At 42.2% G+C, this 18921-nt stretch carries 19 protein-coding genes; 5 read left to right on the forward strand and 14 right to left on the reverse strand.

What is annotated here, in order from left to right; all coding sequences use genetic code 11:
- Window positions 1–47: 47 nt before the first annotated feature.
- Window positions 48–230 carry a hypothetical protein gene (locus tag MHB54_RS28085; RefSeq protein ID WP_340982126.1) on the reverse strand — a complete coding sequence of 61 codons (183 nt, stop codon included), beginning with the start codon at window positions 228–230 and terminating at the stop codon, window positions 48–50.
- Window positions 231–652: 422 nt separating this feature from the next.
- Here MHB54_RS28085 and MHB54_RS28090 point away from each other — a divergent pair, with 422 nt between their 5' ends.
- Window positions 653–1861 carry a site-specific integrase gene (locus MHB54_RS28090; RefSeq protein ID WP_340982127.1) on the forward strand — a complete coding sequence of 403 codons (1209 nt, stop codon included), beginning with the start codon at window positions 653–655 and terminating at the stop codon, window positions 1859–1861.
- A gap of 1 nt (window position 1862) precedes the next feature.
- Here the strand turns inward: MHB54_RS28090 and MHB54_RS28095 are convergent, their stop codons facing one another.
- From MHB54_RS28095 to MHB54_RS28140, 10 genes are all read right to left on the reverse strand, one after another.
- Window positions 1863–2498 (reverse strand): aminoglycoside phosphotransferase family protein, encoded by a 636-nt coding sequence (locus tag MHB54_RS28095; RefSeq protein ID WP_340982128.1) that lies wholly within the window; start codon window positions 2496–2498, stop codon window positions 1863–1865.
- A 190-nt stretch (window positions 2499–2688) separates the two neighbouring features.
- A complete protein-coding gene (locus MHB54_RS28100; RefSeq protein WP_025721079.1) occupies window positions 2689–4710 on the reverse strand; it encodes an NAD(P)/FAD-dependent oxidoreductase in 2022 nt (673 codons plus the stop codon).
- A 598-nt stretch (window positions 4711–5308) separates the two neighbouring features.
- Window positions 5309–6184 (reverse strand): N-carbamoylputrescine amidase, encoded by an 876-nt coding sequence (gene aguB / locus MHB54_RS28105; protein WP_264453817.1) that lies wholly within the window; start codon window positions 6182–6184, stop codon window positions 5309–5311.
- A 29-nt stretch (window positions 6185–6213) separates the two neighbouring features.
- Window positions 6214–7245, reverse strand: a complete 1032-nt coding sequence (locus tag MHB54_RS28110; RefSeq protein ID WP_076295886.1) for an agmatine deiminase family protein — start codon at window positions 7243–7245, stop codon at window positions 6214–6216.
- A gap of 118 nt (window positions 7246–7363) precedes the next feature.
- The gene (yfcE, locus tag MHB54_RS28115) at window positions 7364–7915 is read right to left on the reverse strand and encodes a phosphodiesterase (RefSeq protein ID WP_023988488.1); all 552 of its coding nucleotides are present in this window, start codon (window positions 7913–7915) and stop codon (window positions 7364–7366) included.
- A 153-nt stretch (window positions 7916–8068) separates the two neighbouring features.
- The gene (locus MHB54_RS28120) at window positions 8069–8656 is read right to left on the reverse strand and encodes a sugar O-acetyltransferase (RefSeq protein ID WP_076160911.1); all 588 of its coding nucleotides are present in this window, start codon (window positions 8654–8656) and stop codon (window positions 8069–8071) included.
- 99 nt (window positions 8657–8755) lie between these two features.
- Window positions 8756–9136, reverse strand: a complete 381-nt coding sequence (locus MHB54_RS28125; RefSeq protein ID WP_023988486.1) for a VOC family protein — start codon at window positions 9134–9136, stop codon at window positions 8756–8758.
- Between the two features lie 305 nt (window positions 9137–9441).
- Window positions 9442–10857, reverse strand: a complete 1416-nt coding sequence (locus tag MHB54_RS28130) for a glycoside hydrolase family 1 protein (RefSeq protein WP_023988485.1) — start codon at window positions 10855–10857, stop codon at window positions 9442–9444.
- Window positions 10858–11068: 211 nt separating this feature from the next.
- Window positions 11069–11677, reverse strand: a complete 609-nt coding sequence (locus tag MHB54_RS28135) for a DUF1349 domain-containing protein (protein WP_013310225.1) — start codon at window positions 11675–11677, stop codon at window positions 11069–11071.
- A 35-nt stretch (window positions 11678–11712) separates the two neighbouring features.
- Complete coding sequence (locus MHB54_RS28140; protein WP_025721092.1) at window positions 11713–12621, reverse strand: ROK family protein; 909 nt, start codon at window positions 12619–12621, stop codon at window positions 11713–11715.
- Window positions 12622–12904: 283 nt separating this feature from the next.
- Here MHB54_RS28140 and MHB54_RS28145 point away from each other — a divergent pair, with 283 nt between their 5' ends.
- From MHB54_RS28145 to MHB54_RS28155, 3 genes are all read left to right on the forward strand, one after another.
- Complete coding sequence (locus MHB54_RS28145; protein WP_068938727.1) at window positions 12905–13270, forward strand: ribosomal protein L7/L12; 366 nt, start codon at window positions 12905–12907, stop codon at window positions 13268–13270.
- Window positions 13271–13287: 17 nt separating this feature from the next.
- Window positions 13288–13767 (forward strand): Cys-tRNA(Pro) deacylase, encoded by a 480-nt coding sequence (gene ybaK / locus MHB54_RS28150; RefSeq protein WP_023988482.1) that lies wholly within the window; start codon window positions 13288–13290, stop codon window positions 13765–13767.
- An 88-nt stretch (window positions 13768–13855) separates the two neighbouring features.
- The gene (locus MHB54_RS28155; protein ID WP_023988481.1) at window positions 13856–15046 is read left to right on the forward strand and encodes an oxalate decarboxylase family bicupin; all 1191 of its coding nucleotides are present in this window, start codon (window positions 13856–13858) and stop codon (window positions 15044–15046) included.
- A 64-nt stretch (window positions 15047–15110) separates the two neighbouring features.
- Here the strand turns inward: MHB54_RS28155 and MHB54_RS28160 are convergent, their stop codons facing one another.
- Window positions 15111–15287: a hypothetical protein gene (locus MHB54_RS28160; protein ID WP_226887860.1), complete on the reverse strand. Its 177-nt coding sequence runs from the start codon at window positions 15285–15287 to the stop codon at window positions 15111–15113.
- Between the two features lie 93 nt (window positions 15288–15380).
- Complete coding sequence (locus MHB54_RS28165) at window positions 15381–16100, reverse strand: YebC/PmpR family DNA-binding transcriptional regulator (RefSeq protein WP_013310214.1); 720 nt, start codon at window positions 16098–16100, stop codon at window positions 15381–15383.
- A gap of 218 nt (window positions 16101–16318) precedes the next feature.
- On the opposite strand from MHB54_RS28165, the gene MHB54_RS28170 reads away from it, so the two are divergent.
- A complete protein-coding gene (locus MHB54_RS28170; protein WP_028541373.1) occupies window positions 16319–17083 on the forward strand; it encodes a spermidine synthase in 765 nt (254 codons plus the stop codon).
- Here MHB54_RS28170 and MHB54_RS28175 read toward each other — a convergent pair.
- Entirely contained in the window at window positions 17080–18819 is a 1740-nt protein-coding gene (locus MHB54_RS28175; protein ID WP_023988479.1) for a proline--tRNA ligase, read from the reverse strand. The genes MHB54_RS28170 and MHB54_RS28175 overlap by 4 nt on opposite strands.
- Window positions 18820–18921 lie beyond the last annotated feature (102 nt).

Genomic DNA, 18921 nt, shown 5'->3' on the forward strand with positions numbered 1-18921 from the left:
CCCTACCCTCCAATCAATGTAGGGAGATTATAGCATAATGAAGCATCTCAATCCTTATGTAGTTCAGGTTTAATAGGCAAAACATAATCCGTATAGTCTGCAAACCAGATTACAACAACGCAAAACAGTAACATTGCTACGATTAATAGCCATTCTTTCATTGTCAACTTTTTAAATTCACTTGCAACACGTTTAAACTCTTCCTTGCATTCTTCCCAAAATTTCTTCATGGTGTGTCAACCCCTTGGTGTCGTATAGGATAAATGTACCATGTGACATGAGGGGTGACTATTTGTAAATTGTGACAGCAAAAAACCTAATCAAAAGGATGACTTTATGTACCTGATATCCATCTCAGTATTTTTTCAAAAAAACTCGAAAGTTCATTTGCTGATTCAGGATAGTTTGAGAAAAAATAGATTAAATAGAGTACAACTACTATCAAAAGTATTGTTTGTGTGGTTGAGAGTTTATTTTTGGATGAATTCAATAGTTCTAGTCTCCTTGATACGTTGTTATCCTTATTCTATTACGTTGTTTACATGTGATTCAAATTAACATCTTATCATTTCTTATTGCAAAAATATCTATGTGTGATATGATTATATTTGTTTAAAACATTCATTATATTTAATTATTTAGGAGGTTCCAAATGGCAAAAGGATCTGTAAAACTAGACCAAAAGACTGGCAAATATTATTATGTTGTGGATGTTGCTCAGGAAGGAGAACCACGAAACCAGAAAAAAAAGCGAGGATTCAAAAGGCAAAAGGACGCTTACGCTGCTATGACGGAATTATTAGCTCAGGTGAACAAAGGAGAATACATCGAACCAAGCAAGATAAAATTCACTGATTATATGTTGGATGTGTGGATACAAGAGAAAGAACAAAATAAACACATGTCTAGATTAACAGCAGAGTCATATCGGTCTACAATCATCAATCATATCTCTCCTTTCTTTAATGATAAAGCTTTAGGCGAGGTGAATTCAAATGATATTAAAAAATTTGTAAGTTATATTAGAAAAAAGAAAACAAAAAAGAATAAAGAGTTTGCAGAATCTTATGTCCAACGAATTTTCGACATTGTAGTATACTCTTTAAATTATGCAGTTAAAGGTGAAATGATTAAAGTAAATCCAACTAATAAAATTGATAGACCTAAAAGAGTAAAAAGAAAACTGTCAATATGGACAGTTGAGCAAATCCAAAGCTTTTTAGACTCTTTAAAAGATAGCAGACATTACATCGTCTTCTATCTGGCGGTACACACAGGAATGCGACAGGGAGAAATACTTGGGCTACCTTGGAGCAACGTTGATTTTCAAAATAATGTAATCACAGTAACCCAAACTTTAGAACATGATGGTAAGCGTATTAAACAAGGAGCAAAGACTTCATCGGGGGTTCGTCCAATCGCTGTTTCGGATGAGGTAATTGAAGTGTTACAGAGACAATACGAAAAAGTCTGCTTGGAGAAGGATTTAGCTGGAAAAATGTATGAGGACAATGATTTAGTGTGTTGCACGGAAATTGGTAGGCCATTATTGTCAGCCAACCTCTTTAAAAAGATGAAAAAAAAGATTGGAGAATTGGGGTTACCATATATTAGATTTCACGATCTAAGACATACTTCCGCTTCTCTTATGCTGTCAATCGGTATCCATCCAAAAGTCGTATCAGAGAGATTAGGTCATAGTAGTGTAGTTTTGACACTGGATACTTATTCACATTTATTAAAAAATATACAATCAGATGCAGCAGATGGACTAAGCAATTTGTTGAACAAAGATAAAGAACCCGAACTAGTAGAAATTGAAGAAAATTCGTGTGACCAACAGTGTGACCACAAAGATTAAGTTAGAGATACGAATCCCTTGATACATAAGGATTTCCGAGGTAATTTACAGCAAGGATTATCATGTTGCCTACATGATAATCTCCATGCTGAAAAGTCTGGGGACGATTTTCTAATAGATGGCGGTTTTTCTCAATAAAGCTTATGGCTTGATCTGCTCCCTTTAGGGGAATACCGCATGACTTATAGTTTGTAATATATCTGTTGATTTTGGCATTATAATGTTCAGCCCATGGGACTCGATCTTGCTCCGCATGAATCTCATGCATTTTTTTTAGTGCATCTCCTGCCTGAACTCCGAGTTGATACTGTTGTGCTGCGGTTAACGTGGGGATAATCTCTTCAGCATCTTTCCCTTCGATCCAGGTGAACAGAGAATACACAGATTGACCATCATGACAAATCCCAAATTCAAGCGGCCTGGACATGAACAGATTCTCCACGTGATCCAGCTTTGTTACAGCTTCAAACTCGCGTTTCTTTTTATCATAATGAACCATATTCGCCATTCTTAGCAGCAATTCCCTACCGTCAGTGGTTTGAATATAATATTTTTTGTCACTAGACCAGCCTTTATGAATCTCTTCCACGCTGCTCCACATGCTGGCACCCGGTATTTCACTAAAGAGTCGATTCACGCTCATCCCCCCACGTTAAGATAGCCTTACTTACTATATTTGCTTTCCATAGTTTACCTTTGAAATGACAGAGGAATCAATCTTCTTCCAGGAAAAACTCAAATAAAAAAGGCTGAAAAGACAAGTCGTCTCTTCAACCTCAATATTCACTGAGTTGCCATCGTGAACACCCATCACTTGTATTGTCAAATCAGTAAGAATAAGAAAACTCATGTTTAAATTCGTCAACCCGTTGAATGGTTTTCAAAATATTGCGACCTTCACGTGTGCCATCAATAATACGACGAGCTTGTTTACTATCCCCGATATTAATAACTTCTACTTGATGTTCTTTACCATATTCGAGCAAGCTGTCCATCAGCGGACTGTACGAACGCATACCCAAGCATACGAATCCAAGGTCAAAAGGAATCTCAAACTCCTGTTCTCCATGCTTTACTTTGAAGCGGTCGCTGCACACTTCTGTCAAAGCTGTTTCCGTATGGACGTTCACTTCCCGCTCCTCTACCATTTTCATCATAGAAATGCGAGTAATCATATCCAGGTCTTTACCCAGTAGCGGCATCATCTCAATGATGGAAACCTCTTGTGCCCCACGCTCTGCGTAATATTCGACAACATCCAGTCCCACAGCTCCGCCACCAACTACAGCAATGCGTTTACCTTCAAACTCCTGGAATTTCTCCATGTTGTGCAAAAGATCAAAGATAGAGAACACTTTTGTGCCCGGTTTGCCCAGTTGTTCATGCAAACCTGCAATTGGCGGAAGAAGTGGTGTGGCCCCCGTCGCATTGACAATAATATCAGGATTCAGGGCACTAATCATCGCCAAATCGGCTCGGGTCCCTGTTACAATGTTAAGATTTGTTAACTGTTTGGTGCGTTGAATCAGATAATCAGGGAAATCATTGATACGTGTTTTGTCCGGCAAGCGGGCAATATCACGAGCCAAGCCGCCCAACTCTGGTTTCTCCTCAAAGAGGGTTACTTTGCAGCCTACTTCAGCTGCCGTACATGCTGCTTCCATGCCAGCAGTGCCCCCACCAATAACAACAACCTGAACATTATTTTTAACACGTTGTTTCCGGTATTCAGCTTCCTTGAACAGATCCGGATTTACCGTACAGCAAATCGGTTTACTTTTGGAGATACGATGATCGGCACAACCAATGTTGCAAGAGATACATTTTCTAAGCAAATGTTCGTAGCCGTTTTGCACTTTAAGCACCCAGTTCGGTTCTGCAATCAACCCTCTACCCATAGCCAGCAGATCAGCGTCACCTCTCTCCAAAATATCCTGCGCAGCCTGTGGGCTCCGAATATTACCTGAGGTCATCGTGACCTTCCCGAATTTTTCTTTTACCGCTTTAGCCATATATGAGCGCCAACCATCCGGCAGGTTCATCCCGTCAATCTGGAACTGGATCGAATCATTCAGAGCAGCAGAAACGTTCAGAATATCTACCTCATCATTAAGATACTCCAATAACTCGAGTGTATCTTCCAGTGTGTTCCCACCTTCTGTGAACTCTTCCGCGCTAAAACGTAAGCAAATAGGGAAAAATGGGCCGACCACTGAACGAATTTCATCAATGACTAATCTGGCAAAACGAGTACGGTTTTCTGCGCTTCCGCCAAATTCATCCGTGCGTTTATTATACATCGGTGAAAGAAACTGACTCAGCAAGTAGGAGTGTCCCGCATGAATTTCAACACAGTCAAATCCTGCTCGTTGCGCTCTTCCCGCTGCTTCTCCGTATTTGCGCACAATGGCGTAAATTTCTTCTTTTTGCAGAGGTCTTGGAATAGCTCCGCCCTTTTTAGAAGGAATATTCGAAGAAGATACAGGCTGAACTCCGTTCAGTCGTCCCGCATAAGCCGAAGCACCCGCATGGTTAATTTGTACAGAAACACAGGCTCCATAAGAGTGCAGGGCTTCTGTTAATCTAAACAGTCCGGGAATAAACTGGTCGTTATCCATACGCAACTGGGTTGTTCCGTTTGTACCCATCGGGAAATCCAGACAAACATTTTCTACTGTTATCAAGCCGGTACCACCTTTGGCCCGTTGCACGTAATAGTCAATATGATCCTGAACAAAGCTTCCGTCCATGGCAGCAAAGTTAGTTCCCATCGGGGGCATAACAATCCGATTTTTCAAGGTCATGCGTCGTATGGTTAGAGGTTCAAAGATAGCAGGATAGTGGTTCATTGTTCTTCCTCCTTGCGAGTTTACAAATTTCATGTTCAAGCTTCCATTAAAGCATTCTCATATGTGATTTTTTTCACTTTTGGGAATATCGAGATGTTATTGAGTACGATCATTCCTTATGACTTGATTTTATATCATCTAATCCATAAATTCTAATGCTATTTTATGTATCAAATCATAGTTTCAGTCTATAGATTAACTGGATTTAGACATAAAAAAGGAACAATCCTATGAGAAATGTTCCTTTAGTGTGAAAAATCATGCTTATATTCCGGACCATCTACCGATCCGTTCTTTTGAAACCGTTGGGTACACGCTCCAAAATCCCTTCCCTAACATATCTGTCCAGCAGCCCACACATTGTGGCATATCCATTTTTTCTGAATAAAGGTACGTAGGCTGTGGCTTTAGGAGAGATTCGAAGTTGTGAACTGTGCGAGCGATTGGTCTATACCCTTACGCCTCATTTCTATTTTCCTTCCTCCTATCCATCACTAGAAGTATTCCATTCAGAAACCAAAAATCCCCTGCCCGAAAAGCCGGGTGAGTCCAAAGAAAGGAAACACCTCAGCTTGACGTCAAGGGAGACTTGTCTAGATTATACTTTTAAATCACCATCATAGGTGGCAATCATATTGTACAGTTCAGGACGACGGTCACGGAAAATGCCCCATTCAATCCGTCCTACTTCCAGCTCATCCAGGTCAAATTCAGCAGTAAGCACTTCCTCATCGGTACGACCCGCTTCTGCGATCTTGTTACCTTGATGCCCGGCAATAAAGGATGAACCGTAGAATGTAATACTGGAGTCCTCGTCTGTTTCAGTTCCGATCCGATTGGAAGCAATGACTGGAATCAGATTGGAAGCAGCATGACCCAGCATACAAGTCTGCCAGTGATCTTTGGAATCAATGGCAGAATCCTGCGGTTCCGAGCCAATAGCTGTCGGATAGAACAAAAGTTCTGCGCCCATAAGCGCCATACAGCGGGCCGCCTCAGGGTACCATTGATCCCAGCACACGCCTACCCCAATTTTGGCATAACGTGTATTCCATACTTTAAAACCGGTATCGCCCGGATTAAAATAAAATTTTTCCTCATACCCAGGACCGTCCGGAATATGGCTTTTGCGGTATTTACCCAACACTTCACCGTCTGCGTCAATGACAGCAAGACTGTTGTAGCGCGCGTAGTTTTTCTTTTCATAAAAACTGATGGGCAGCACAACCTGTAATTCTTTGGCGATCTTCTTAAAATGGTTAACCGCCTTGTTGTGCTCCAGCTCAGTTGCATATGAATAATAATCAGACTTTTCCTTCTGACAGAAATATGGAGTCTCGAACAACTCCTGCAGCAAAATAATTTGTGCGCCCTGCGCAGCCGCTCCACGTACTAGCTTCTCTGCTTTGCTTATATTTTCTTCGATATTGGTAGAGCAGCTCATTTGAGTCGCTGCCACTTTTACTTTTCTCACTTTAGTCCTCCTTTTAGATGTTGTATCGTTCAACGCTTTAAAGCAGGCATCTGCTGGGTCGTACAGTGTACGTTACCGCCTTCACGGATGACCGCCATACCGTCTACAGTCCGAATGGTGCGATCTGGAAATACATTTTCCAGCACTTGCTCAGCTGCAAGATCGCTCTCAGCGGCAGTGCCGCCAAACACTGGCAAAATGATACCGCCATTCACAAAGTAGAAGTTAATATAGCTCAGTGTCAATCGGCTGTCTTCATAATCCACACGCGGCGGCTGACCGATCCGAATCACTTCCAGCTTACGGCCTTGGGCATCCGTTGCTTGTTCCAGAATACGCAGATTTTCCTGCGTGATTTCGTAATTTTCATCCTCAGGATCATCACATACTTGCATAATGACCTTGCCAGGAGCTGCAAAGCAAGCAATATTGTCCACATGGCCATCTGTTTCGTCGCCACTAAGACCACGTTTTAGCCAAATTATTTTCTCTACACCTGTATACTCACATACATACCGTTCAATTTCTTCTCTGCTTAATTCCGGATTTCGGTTAGAATTGAGCAAACACTCTTCGGTTGTAATCAGTGTGCCTTCGCCATCTACGTGCAGTGAGCCGCCTTCCATCACAAGCGGTGCATCAAACCGTGGAACTCCAAGTTTGTCCAAAATTTGCGGCGCAACCTGATCATCCAGGTCCCATGGAGCGTATTTACCACCCCAGGCGTTAAACTTCCAGTTTACACCTGCCAGCTGACCATGCTCGTCTGTGAGAAAAGTAGGGCCATTGTCACGCAGCCACGCATCGCTGTGTTCAATCGGCAGCAGTTCTACACGTTCCCCAAGTTCAAGCGCCTTAACGCTCTCCAGATCATCCGGATTTACGACCACAGTAACTGGTTCAAATTCCGCCATGGCGCGTACAATTCCGGCATAGCCCTTGCATACATCAGCATGCATATTCGGGTAAACCATTGAAGATTTTACAGGCCAAGAAATATACGTGCGTTCATGTGGCGCCCATTCAGGCGGCATCTTATAATGTGAATCCTTAATTTGCATGTATTGAAGCTCTCTTTCTTTTTCATAATGTAGACTCCGCTCCTATCATACAATAATATGATCTTTGTCTCAATCGAAGCGGAAAAGTTTTAACAATTTACAATCACATTTGGGTAAATTACTTTGAAAACGTGATTGCTTTCACCGTATTCCCATCAAAATCCTTCACAGTGAAATGTGCTCCCTCCAGCACACCGTAAGAGGATGGATAGTTATCTTTTGGCAGCGAGATCGAGCCGGGGTTCAGTATAAAGACCCCATTTTCCACATCCGCTACCGGAATATGAGTATGTCCCTGGATGAACACATCTCCCGCTTCCAGTGGTGGTAAATTTCCGATACTAAAGCCATGTCCGTGCGTGACATAGATTCTCCGTCCTTCATGGTACAGCCAAGCATAATCACCCATCATAGGAAACTCAAGTAGCATCTGATCCACCTCTGCATCGCAATTCCCGCGCACAGAAACCGCAATGTGGGACTTGTACTTATTCAGCAGAGCGGCCACTTCTGCCGGATTATACCCTTCTGGTAACGGATTACGTGGTCCGTGGTACATATAATCTCCGAGCAAGACAAGACGATCGGCTTTCTCCTCCCTGAACTTTTCCAGTGCCAATTGCAACCAGTGCAGCGAGCCGTGAATATCTGAAATAAACATCAATTTCATGATTGTTCTTTCCTTTCTGAATAGGCTAAAAACATTCCACTTAAGTACATTATTGCATTATTCCCTGAACAAATCTGTGCAAAAATTTTCTCTCGTTTGATAATACTCTTTTAAGAAAATAAACTACAGCTCCGAGTGAGCTGTAGTTTATTGTTAGTTCCTTTTATACTTGGTCTTATCATCTTCGGTGATTTTACGGATTACCGTGCAAGGGTTTCCAGCAGCAATCACACCAGAAGGGATATCTTTGGTAACAACACTTCCTGCACCGATAATGGAGTTATCGCCTATAGTAACACCAGGCAGAACGCTGACATTACCACCGATCCACACATTATTGCCGACTGTAATTGGAAATGCAATCTCCAATCCCTCATTACGTTGTTCTACATCAAGAGCATGACCCGCAGTATAAAAGCCGCAGTTAGGAGCAACGAACACATGATCACCAAAAACGATTTTTGCCCCATCAAGCATAACTAGATTATGGTTACTATAGAAATTTTCACCGATTTCAATGTTATAGCCATAGTCACATACGAAAGGTTGCTCAATCAAGAATCTATCAGTTGTTTTCCCAAGTAAAGTTTTGATGAGTGTTTCTCGTTCTTCGATATTTCTAGGATGGAGCTGATTATATTCGTGGCAGAGAACTTTAGCGTGTAAACGTTCTTCAATTAACTCTTCATCATAATTAGCATTGTATAGGAGTCCTAGTTGTGATTTTTCTTTTTCTGTCATGTCCATCCTCGCTTTGCTTATTTAGATACAGAATTCAGATTTCTTTTAAAGCTTCATTGTAGGATTCCACATGCTCACTCTTCAGAACTGGAAAGCTACTCACATTGAAATTTCCACCAAATTACCTTCTGGATCTTTAATTACGCTTTCATAATAGCCGTCACCTGTCAATCTTGGCTGACCCACAACTTCATATCCTGCATGCATGAGCTGCTCTGTCTTTTCATTCACCCGTGCTTTACTTCCAACGGAAAATGCCACATGAGCCCAGCCCGTAATATTTATCTGTGGTGAATGATCTACTCCCGTTTTACGCATAACCTCTAACCTTGCTCCATCCTCAAAGGTGATAAAATAGGACTCAAATCCTTTTGTAGCGTTATAATATTTATCGTTAGATTTTCCATCAAAATATTGCTCGTAAAAGCTTTTCATCTTTTCTAAGTCTCTCACCCAGATCGCTACATGCTCAATCTTCATTATTTTCCTCCTTCTGCAGCCCTCATCATTAATTTATACTGGACTCAATTTTTAACATCGTTATTATTAACGTTTTAATAAGTCTCAATATATCTCAGTAATTAATTTTTGTCCAATCTATTTATCATCAATTACCAATAAATAACGCTTACGAATCATTCATGAAAGCTCTTTCGTCCTCAGCTTGTAACCCGGTTGCTAATACCCCTAAAAAATTAGCGACCGCTTCGTAAAAGAGAAGAAGCGGTCGCTATCTATAAGCCTTCATTGTAAATTTAATACTTAATCACTGGTTTATTTATAAATTAACGTTTCAAGCTTTCACCGTTCGTAGCAATAACTTCTTTGTACCAATGGAACGATTTCTTCGGATATCTTTCAAGTGTACCGCTGCCATCATCATGACGGTCTACGTAAATGTAGCCATAACGTTTTTTAAGCTGAGCGGTCGATGCGCTGACAAGGTCAATACATCCCCAAGACGTGTAGCCCAAAACCTCTACTCCGTCCTCAATAGCTTCTCCAACTTGAACCAAATGATCATTCAGGTAGTTGATTCGGTAGTCATCTTCAACCGTTTTTTCGCCTTTTTCATTCGTGATCAGTTCATCAACGGCGCCCAGGCCATTTTCAACGATGAACAGTGGTTTTTGGAAGCGATCATAGAATGTATTCAGGACATAACGCAGACCTTGCGGATCAATTTGCCAGCCCCACTCACTTGCCTCGAGATGCGGATTGCTGACACCACCAAGGATGTTACCTTTACCTTTGACTTTTTTAGCTTCGTCAGCTGTCTCACAAGTACTCATATAATAGCTGAACGAGATAAAATCAACGGTATGCTTCAAATCTTCGGCATCACCTGGTTCAAAGTGAATAGAAATTCCGTTTTCTTTAAAGAAACGTTTCATGTAACCTGGGTATTGACCTCTTGCGTGAATATCGGCAAATGCCATGTTTCTGTGATCAAATTCCATCGCAGCAATCACATCGTCCGGATTAGGTGTCAGCGGATAAGTAGGCATGCTCAGCACCATACAGCCAATTTTGAAATCAGGGTTGATCTGATGACCGATTTTTACTGCTCTTGCACTCGCTACAAGCTCATGGTGAATAGCTTGATAAAGATCTTGCTCACTAAGTTGATCTTTTGGTGTGCTAATTCCTCCACTCATGAATGGTGCTTCAAGAATGGAGTTGATTTCATTGAAAGTCAACCAGTATTTAACTTTATTTTTGTAGCGATTAAATACAGTTGTAGCATAGCGCTCATAAAAATCAACAAGCTTACGGTTTACCCAACCATCGTATTCTCTGGACAAATGTAAAGGTGTTTCATAGTGAGATAATGTAACGAGTGGCTCAATTCCATATTTGTGAAGTTCATCAAACAAATCATCATAAAATTGCAAGCCTTTTTCGTTAGGCTCCAGTTCGTCACCTTTAGGGAAAATACGTGACCATGCGATAGAAGTACGGAATACTTTGAAGCCCATTTCTGCAAAAAGTTTGATATCTTCTTTATAATGATGATAAAAATCAATACCGATCAACTTCATGTTATCTTCTGTTGGTACATCCGTAACGGGCCCCCAGCCACCACGAGGAGTTACATCCTGAATGGACCAGCCTTTTCCATCTTCTTGATAAGCGCCTTCGAGCTGATTAGCAGCAACTGCTCCGCCCCACAGGAAATCTTTTGGAAACTGTGTACTCATATTTTCTCCGCCTTTGCTGATGTTTTTCATTAACTAGGATAGAAATACGTTACCTCTATGCTAATGTGTTATAAAGTACTTCTAACTGAATCTTAAGGTTTGTAACGCGTTTCATGTCAAGTATTATTTTAAAAACTTCCAGAGCTTATAATTGTATTATCTCCAATAATTACCCCCATATTTATAACTCTTCTATTATTGAGTAAAATGGCTATTCTTCAAATGGCGGATCTACATGAATGTCTCTATCTGGTTCAGTGCTTACCCAGCGAGTAAAGATAACCTGAAAACCGGCTCGAGTCGGCGCGCAGGCAAAAGGACCCGCCTGTTGTCCCGTTTCATAAGGAAAACGTGCTACACGTACGGTGCGCCAGCTTTGATTTTCGGTTCGGGCTCTAATGATAACTGCATCCTGTAGCTGTGAAGCACGAATCGTCACATTTTTCCCTACCCAATCAGGTACAGGAGCTAATGACCAATCGGAATAGCCATCCGTGACTACGACTGCCAGTTGAGGAATTCCATCATTTAATTCGATTCCGGCTTTAATCCACTTTTGCTGTCCTTGATACAGCATTATACCTGCCTGATCGTAGAGCTCCGTAAATGAGCCTAATTGAAACGTGACTTCGATGGCAGAGCCTTCTTCCCAGTCTGTAAGCAGGGAATGTCCGCTACTGCGTTCAAATCCATACAAAGTTTTTTCCCAGTAGTCGCTTCCTTCTCTGGTTTCAACTTTAAGGAACTGATCTTCTTCTATGGATGATACAGGGTGATTAGTCCATGTCCCTGTAGTCCATGCAATCGATTTTTGAGTCATTAATCTCATCCTCTCATGCTTTATTAAACGATGCCCTATTTCCTTTTCTCCACCAATTGCAAATTGTACGTCAGACTTTCAAGGGTCACCGAAATCAACCCACGCATGTATTCATCATGCGTATCGTTTTTCACAAAAATCTCGGGCATATGTTCTTTGGGTACATCTTTTAGACAGCCGTTATAAATATCGTCCAACAGAGTCGGCTTGGATAACTCTCCAGTCAAAGCGATAGATACAGGATCTATAATCGCAATAATGGAAGTTATCGTTTTGATCGCCAAAGGAACAAATCCCTCTGTGCTATTTAACTGTTTAAGCTGTTCCTCTCTTGTTAAATCAAAGGGTAAGAAGGAAACCTCCCCAGCAAATTTGGTATTTCCTTTTAACAAATGTCCATCGACAATAAAACCCGCGCCGGGGAAATTGTCTTTGGGAAACGTAACAATAGCAAAGGTTTTATCCTCATCATAATTCTGCATGTTATAAAATCCGTAGACTGTCAAATGCATATCATTTTCAATGGTAACTTCTAATCCGTATTTATCTTGAAGCCGTGGACCTACAGGGACTCCTATGAGCAGGTCGAGATCACAAACATCGATAATCCCTTGATGAACAACCCCGGGGATGCCAATCCCAATGGCTTTGACGTTTCCATAGTTATTAATCAGCTCTCCAATTTGGGTTTCTATGACCTCATAATCAATATGAGGTACATTGGAAGTATTCTCGATGATGATATCACCAAGCAAATTGGCAACAGCATAAGTAAGAGAATGTATACCGCCTTCCGTTTTCACATTTAAACAGATAATATAAGAATAGTCAGCGTTATATTTGTAACGTCTAGCCGGACGTCCGCCATTCGACTCTTCCAATTCCGTCTCTAATACTTCCCCGGTTTGAAGAAGCTCATTCAGAATATTTCCGCAAGTTGCCACACTAAGACCTGTGATACTGGCTATGGATGACTTGGTTGCATATTCCTTGGATTTCAGTGTGTTTTTAACTAACTCTACATTAATTTGTTTAACCCGAATGGTATTATTGGAGACTGGTTGTATTTGAATACACTCCTTTTCCAGTATTTATTAAAAGGTTTATAATAAGTTGTAATATAACGCTCTGCCTGCAAAAAGTCAATTTGTACACATTTTCCTCTTCTCTTCGATCATCATGCTATACTAGAAATAAGAATCAAATTTTTAGTGCGGCATCTTTGCGATGAAACTAAGTGAAATTGGGGGGATTCTGTTGTCAGCTATTGAGTATATAGCAATAATCGCGTTGCTCCTCTCCGTCATACTTTTAATTAAGGTCTACAGCCTTCAATCTCGGCTTAATGACTTGAAATCCGACGTGGAGCGTCTTGAAAATCGTTCAGGAATACAAGGCGCATCGCTGTCAGGTACCATCGCTGCCACTCCTCCACATATTCTAGATGCAGGAGCTTCAGAAGATATCAATGAAAGGTTGCTCCTGCTAATTAGGGAAGGTAAAAAGATTCAAGCCATAAAAGAGCTGAGAACCGCTAAGGATCTTTCCCTTAAGGATGCAAAGGATTATGTGGATCACTTGGAAAAACTCTAAAGAAAGGAAGAAATAAGATGAGTGCCAGCAAAACAAACGCCATGCGCATATTGGACGGGCAACATATACAATACAATATTTTGAGTTATGATCATCAAGACGGAAAAATAGACGGGATGAATGTGGCTGAGAAAATCGAGAGAGCCCCGGAAATGGTTTTCAAAACTTTGGTTGCACATGGCAAACAAAATCTGTTTGTTTTTGTGATTCCTGTACATAAAGAGCTTGATCTCAAAAAAGCAGCCAAATCCGCGGGAGAGAAAAAAATTGAAATGCTTCCAGTTAAGGATTTGCAAAAGTATACGGGATATATTCGCGGTGGCTGCTCCCCCATAGGAATGAAAAAGCTCTACCCCACTTTTATCGACCAGCCTGCATTGGAACTGGAAGCCATCGTTGTGAGCGGTGGGAAAATTGGGACCCAACTGGAGTTGAGTCCACACGATTTAGCTCTAATCATTCAGGCACAGTTTACAGATCTGACGCATACAGCATAAAACTCACCACATGATCATAAAATCTTTATGCGTATTTTCTCTTATCCCATACTTCATCAAGCTTCAACCTGGAGAGGAAGATCTAATGATGCATAATGATTGCCCGAAAAATGCAAGAATCCCCCAACCCATCAGAAGTGATGGTGCTGGGGGTATCGACAAGGGTCCACGTGATGTGATGAGGGATCTACAGAATCCTGATATGCTGGTTCCCCCCGTAACGGACAATGGTCTCATTCCGAATATGAGATTTTCTTTTTCTGATGCTCATATGCAGCTTAATCATGGTGGGTGGTCAAGAGAAGTAACAGTAAGGGAATTACCTATTGCTACAACCCTTGCCGGGGTGAATATGAGTTTAACACCGGGTGGTGTACGTGAGCTTCACTGGCATCAGCAGGCGGAATGGTCATATATGCTGTTGGGAAGTGCTCGCATTACGGCAGTTGACCAAAATGGACGTAATTTTATTGCTGATGTGGGTCCCGGGGATCTCTGGTATTTTCCTCCTGGCATTCCGCACTCTATACAGGGGCTTGAGGATGGGTGCGAATTTTTGCTGGTTTTTGATGATGGCAGTTTCTCCGATCTGAACACCCTATCCATCTCGGATTGGTTCGCACATACTCCCAAAGACGTACTTTCTGCAAATTTTGGTGTACCAGAAGCTGATTTTGCAGCGATTCCTCAAGATCAAGTATACATCTATCAGGATTCCGTTCCCGGTTCAATCCAAAGCCAAGCGGTTCCCTCTCCTTACGGGACATTGCCCCAATCCTTCAAGCATGAATTACTAGCCCAGCCCCCAATCAAAACGCCGGGCGGAAGCGTACGAATCGTTGACTCCTCCAATTTTCCGATTTCCAAAACCATCGCAGCCGCCCTTGTTGAGATTGAGCCCGGAGCCATGCGAGAAATGCACTGGCACCCCAATAATGACGAATGGCAATACTATCTTACAGGGCAAGGACGGATGACTGTCTTTGGTGGTAATGGCGCGGCCCGCACATTTGATTTTAGAGCCGGAGATGTCGGATATGTGCCTTTTGCTTACGGTCATTATATTCAAAATACTGGCTCTAGCTCACTATGGTTTCTTGAAATGTTTAAGAGTGACCGTTTTGCGGATGTTTCACTAAATCAATGGATGGCTCTTACCCCCACAGAACTGATTCAGAGTAATTTACATGTAGGTACTGATGTGATCTCTAATTTACGAAAGGTAAAATGGCCCGTCGTCAAATATCCTGGTTATTCTTATGACCCTAAAAAGAAATAACCGGGAACGGTATCACGCTCGCCACTAGATCAGTGAACCTTCTTTTTGAATATGACAGGTTGATTCAATTGCCCCCTTCATTATTACTTCCATTTTCACGTATCCTTCTATCCAATCCCGCCAACATATCTGCATACTCTTCAGGCATTCCAGCGTGAACCATTCCCACTTCCAACTCTTCATCAGACAACGAGATATGCTGAATCGGTTGGCCTGTTACTTTCCCGATAATCTCAGCCACTCCGCTAAAGATTAGCGACTGAGGTCCGGTGATGACTATACAAAAAAAACACCGTATCGGAATACGGTGTTTTTATAAACTAACTAACAAAGACTATTCCTCAGAGTCTACATTGTGGTAAACCTGCTGAACATCCTCCAAATCTTCTAATGCATCAATCAATTTATCGAATTGAACCTGTGCATCTTCTGGAAGAGAAATATCATTTTGGGCAAGCATGGTGAGCTCCGCAACGGTAAACTCAGTCACTCCTGCTTGTTTGAAAGCTTCCTGCACAGCATGGAATTGATCAGGTTCTGCATATACGATGACGGCTTCATCTTCTTCAATGATGTCACGTACCTCTACATCTGCCTCCATCAGCAGCTCCAGCACTTCATCTGCGGTTTTACCCACCAGACCAATAACTGCTGTTGAATCAAACATGTAGGCTACAGATCCACTCACGCCTAAGCTACCGCCATTTTTAGTAAAAGCAGAACGCACATCTGATGCTGTACGGTTAACGTTATTGGTCAGTGCATCTACAATGACCATGGAACCGTTCGGTCCAAAACCTTCATAACGAAGCTCTACGTAGTTTTCATCGCCAGCACCTTTTGCTTTTTCAATAGCACGGTCAATGATTGCTTTGGGTACATTGTACGTTTTTGCACGTTCTAAAACGACTCTTAATACCCGATTGGATTCAGGATCAGGTTCGCCCTGTTTGGCTGCCACATAAATTTCCACGCCAAATTTAGCATATATACGACTCGTATTAGCATCCTTGGATGCCTTCTTTTCTTTAATGTTATTCCACTTACGTCCCATAATATCCCGCTCTCTTCCTGTATGAATATACACAACGAACTTCATTATATCCTTGTATATTATATCTCCTAAAGGACATACGAACAAGTTCAAACAACTCCGTTATGGAAAAATAAACAATTCTACCTAATTAGGGATGCTTGGAAATGTGAACTTTCAATTCTCCTCATCTATGGACAATCCCCCTATCAATCTCTAAGATGAGGAGGAAGTCTGACTTGAAGGAGATCATTCACTTGGATGTCTTGTACAAAAAATTGAGCCATAATCATGAAATCACAGTATACGAAACCACTGAGCTGTATGGTGAAAAGGGATTATTTCGAGTAATGCAGTTTTCAAATACAGCCGTCCAAGGCGCGGTGGACTTGAATCATCCGCAACGCATTGTGTTCGAATATCCGAGAGCAATCATCCATCTCATGGAGCTGAACGATCCGTCATTTGAAGATGTATTTGTTATTGGGCACGGTATAGGTACAATAGCGGGTCATTTTACAGATAAACGCTTTAAGATTGCCGAGCTGGATGCACAAGTCGTAGAGTTCAGCCGAACATTCTTTGGATACGATCAGGATAATGTGACTGTTGGCGATGGACGACGCATTCTGGAGAAGGAAGCGCCGGATGCTTATGACTATATTATTTTGGACGCCTTCACGGAGCAGGGTACACCCTTGCATTTAATATCCTGGGAATTTTTCAAGATGACCAAAGAAAAGCTGGATTCCGAAGGCTCCCTGATCATGAATTTAATGGGCAAAAGTGAACACGACCACCTGATCAATGCCATTCACACAACGTTGCGTGAAGAATTCGCCTATGTCACAACTTTCTCGCTCCCCTCGGAAGGCGCTGCCGACATTCAAAATATCATTATGATTGGTCGGGACAAGCCCATCCGGTTTCAGGCACGTCAGATGGCGGACTTTCATGAGATTACACTTGGAGAAGGTCATATTCTACGGGATACAGATGCTTAGTGTAGTTCCAATATTCGTCTCTCTACATCTTCGATATGAATCGTCTCTTTGTTGCAGCTTTTTCGTTCCACTAACTCTACTTTCCCGTGTTCGGCATCTTTACCAACGACGATGCGCACGGGAATACCTACTAAATCGGAGTCTTTGAATTTAACCCCGGGCCGTTCCTCCCGATCATCCAGCAGCACCTCCACGCCACGATCCTGCAGCTGGTTATATAATTTCTCGGCTATTTGCATCTGAAGCGTGTCTTTCACAGAAATCGGAATAATTTGAACTTGAAATGGGGCCAGCGCATAAGGCCATATCATTCCGTTCTGATCGTGATTTTGCTCTACAATGGCAGAAAGGATCCGGGATACGCCAATGCCATAGCAGCCCATAATCATCGCTTGCTCAGTTCCGGAAGCATCCAGAAAAGTCGCACCCAGCTTCTCACTATATTTGGTGCCTAGTTTAAATACGTGTCCGATCTCAATCCCACGATGAAGTTTCAATTCCCCTTCGTCACATCGAGGACATCTATCCCCTTCTATGACATTCCGCAAGTCAGCTACATGCCGAAGATCTATATCGCGTCTTGGATTCACATGTCGATAATGATAATCCAGCTCGTTCGCGCCCGCGATACCGCTGGACATTTGGACAACGGCGTAATCTACCCACACAGGGATCGTCAATCCGCATGGGCCTATGAACCCCGAGGGGGTTCCAGTCGCCTTTGATACGGTGTCTGCACTTGCTATTTCGAATTTTTCACTACCTAAAATATGTTTAACTTTCACTTCGTTGACCTCATGATCACCCCTGACAACTATAGCAACAGGTTGATCGTCAGCCATATAAATCAGTGTTTTGATGATTTCTTCAGGTTCTATGTGAAGCGATTCAACCAGTTGATCTATTGTGCGCAGACCTGGAGTATGGAATTTTTCCATTTTAGCTGTATCGAAAGAAGGATGGCTGACATGTTCATTTTCATCTGAGACTGGGGCTATTTCTATTTCCCCCGTCGACCGCGCCACGGCTTTTTCAAGATTAGCTGCATATTCACAGCAGGTACATGCTACAATTGTGTCCTCTCCAATATCAGCTAGAGCCATAAATTCATGGGTTTCACCTTCGCCACCAATGGCACCCGCATCTGCTTCTACAGCACGAAAATTTAGACCACAGCGGGTGAAAATACGATGATATGCCTGGAACATGGTCCAATAGGTATGATCTAGTCCTTCCCAATGTGCATCAAACGAATAGGCATCCTTCATTAAGAATTCTCTGCTGCGAAGCAGGCCAAATCGAGGACGTCGTTCATCCCGAAATTTGGTTTGAATTTGATACAGGGTTACAGGCAATTTGCGATAAGAATTCACTTCATTTCGTATTAAAGACGTAATGACCTCTTCATGTGTAGGCCCCAAAGCAAACTCCCGATCATGCCGATCTTGCAAACGCATCAGCTCAGGACCGTAAACATCGTATCTCCCTGATTCTTGCCACAGCTCCGTTGGCTGCAATACAGGCATCAGCAGTTCCCCAGCCCCTACGCGATCCATTTCATCCCGTACGATTTGCTCTACTTTTCTGAGCACCCGTCTGCCCAGTGGCATGTAGGTGTACATTCCAGCCGCCAGTTGACGGATAAATCCTCCCCGCAGCATAAGCTGATGACTGATCACTTCGGCCTCTGCGGGTGCTTCACGCAAGGTTGTCAGTAATAATTGGCTTTGGCGCATGTGTAGCTACCTCCTTATATGGACGATAAAATGTACGCAAAAAGACACATCCGTCAGGGACGAATGTGTCGTGGTACCACCCTTAATTTGACCGTAACCATA

The organism is Paenibacillus sp. FSL M7-0802 (genome assembly GCF_038004945.1).
Taxonomy (GTDB): Bacteria; Bacillota; Bacilli; order Paenibacillales; family Paenibacillaceae; genus Paenibacillus; species Paenibacillus polymyxa_B.

Excerpts from the sequence above, each read along its gene's own strand:
- MHB54_RS28085 (WP_340982126.1), bottom strand. The coding sequence starts at position 230 with ATGAAGAAATTTTGGGAAGAATGCAAGGAAGAGTTTAAACGTGTTGCA.
- MHB54_RS28175 (WP_023988479.1), bottom strand. The coding sequence starts at position 18,819 with ATGCGCCAAAGCCAATTATTACTGACAACCTTGCGTGAAGCACCCGCA.
- MHB54_RS28110 (WP_076295886.1), bottom strand. The coding sequence starts at position 7,245 with ATGCAAATTAAGGATTCACATTATAAGATGCCGCCTGAATGGGCGCCA.
- MHB54_RS28135 (WP_013310225.1), bottom strand. The coding sequence starts at position 11,677 with ATGACTCAAAAATCGATTGCATGGACTACAGGGACATGGACTAATCAC.
- MHB54_RS28125 (WP_023988486.1), bottom strand. The coding sequence starts at position 9,136 with ATGAAGATTGAGCATGTAGCGATCTGGGTGAGAGACTTAGAAAAGATG.
- MHB54_RS28155 (WP_023988481.1), top strand. The coding sequence starts at position 13,856 with ATGCATAATGATTGCCCGAAAAATGCAAGAATCCCCCAACCCATCAGA.
- MHB54_RS28130 (WP_023988485.1), bottom strand. The coding sequence starts at position 10,857 with ATGAGTACACAGTTTCCAAAAGATTTCCTGTGGGGCGGAGCAGTTGCT.
- MHB54_RS28090 (WP_340982127.1), top strand. The coding sequence starts at position 653 with ATGGCAAAAGGATCTGTAAAACTAGACCAAAAGACTGGCAAATATTAT.
- MHB54_RS28145 (WP_068938727.1), top strand. The coding sequence starts at position 12,905 with ATGAAACTAAGTGAAATTGGGGGGATTCTGTTGTCAGCTATTGAGTAT.
- yfcE (WP_023988488.1), bottom strand. The coding sequence starts at position 7,915 with ATGAAATTGATGTTTATTTCAGATATTCACGGCTCGCTGCACTGGTTG.
- MHB54_RS28120 (WP_076160911.1), bottom strand. The coding sequence starts at position 8,656 with ATGACAGAAAAAGAAAAATCACAACTAGGACTCCTATACAATGCTAAT.
- MHB54_RS28100 (WP_025721079.1), bottom strand. The coding sequence starts at position 4,710 with ATGAACCACTATCCTGCTATCTTTGAACCTCTAACCATACGACGCATG.
- MHB54_RS28165 (WP_013310214.1), bottom strand. The coding sequence starts at position 16,100 with ATGGGACGTAAGTGGAATAACATTAAAGAAAAGAAGGCATCCAAGGAT.
- ybaK (WP_023988482.1), top strand. The coding sequence starts at position 13,288 with ATGAGTGCCAGCAAAACAAACGCCATGCGCATATTGGACGGGCAACAT.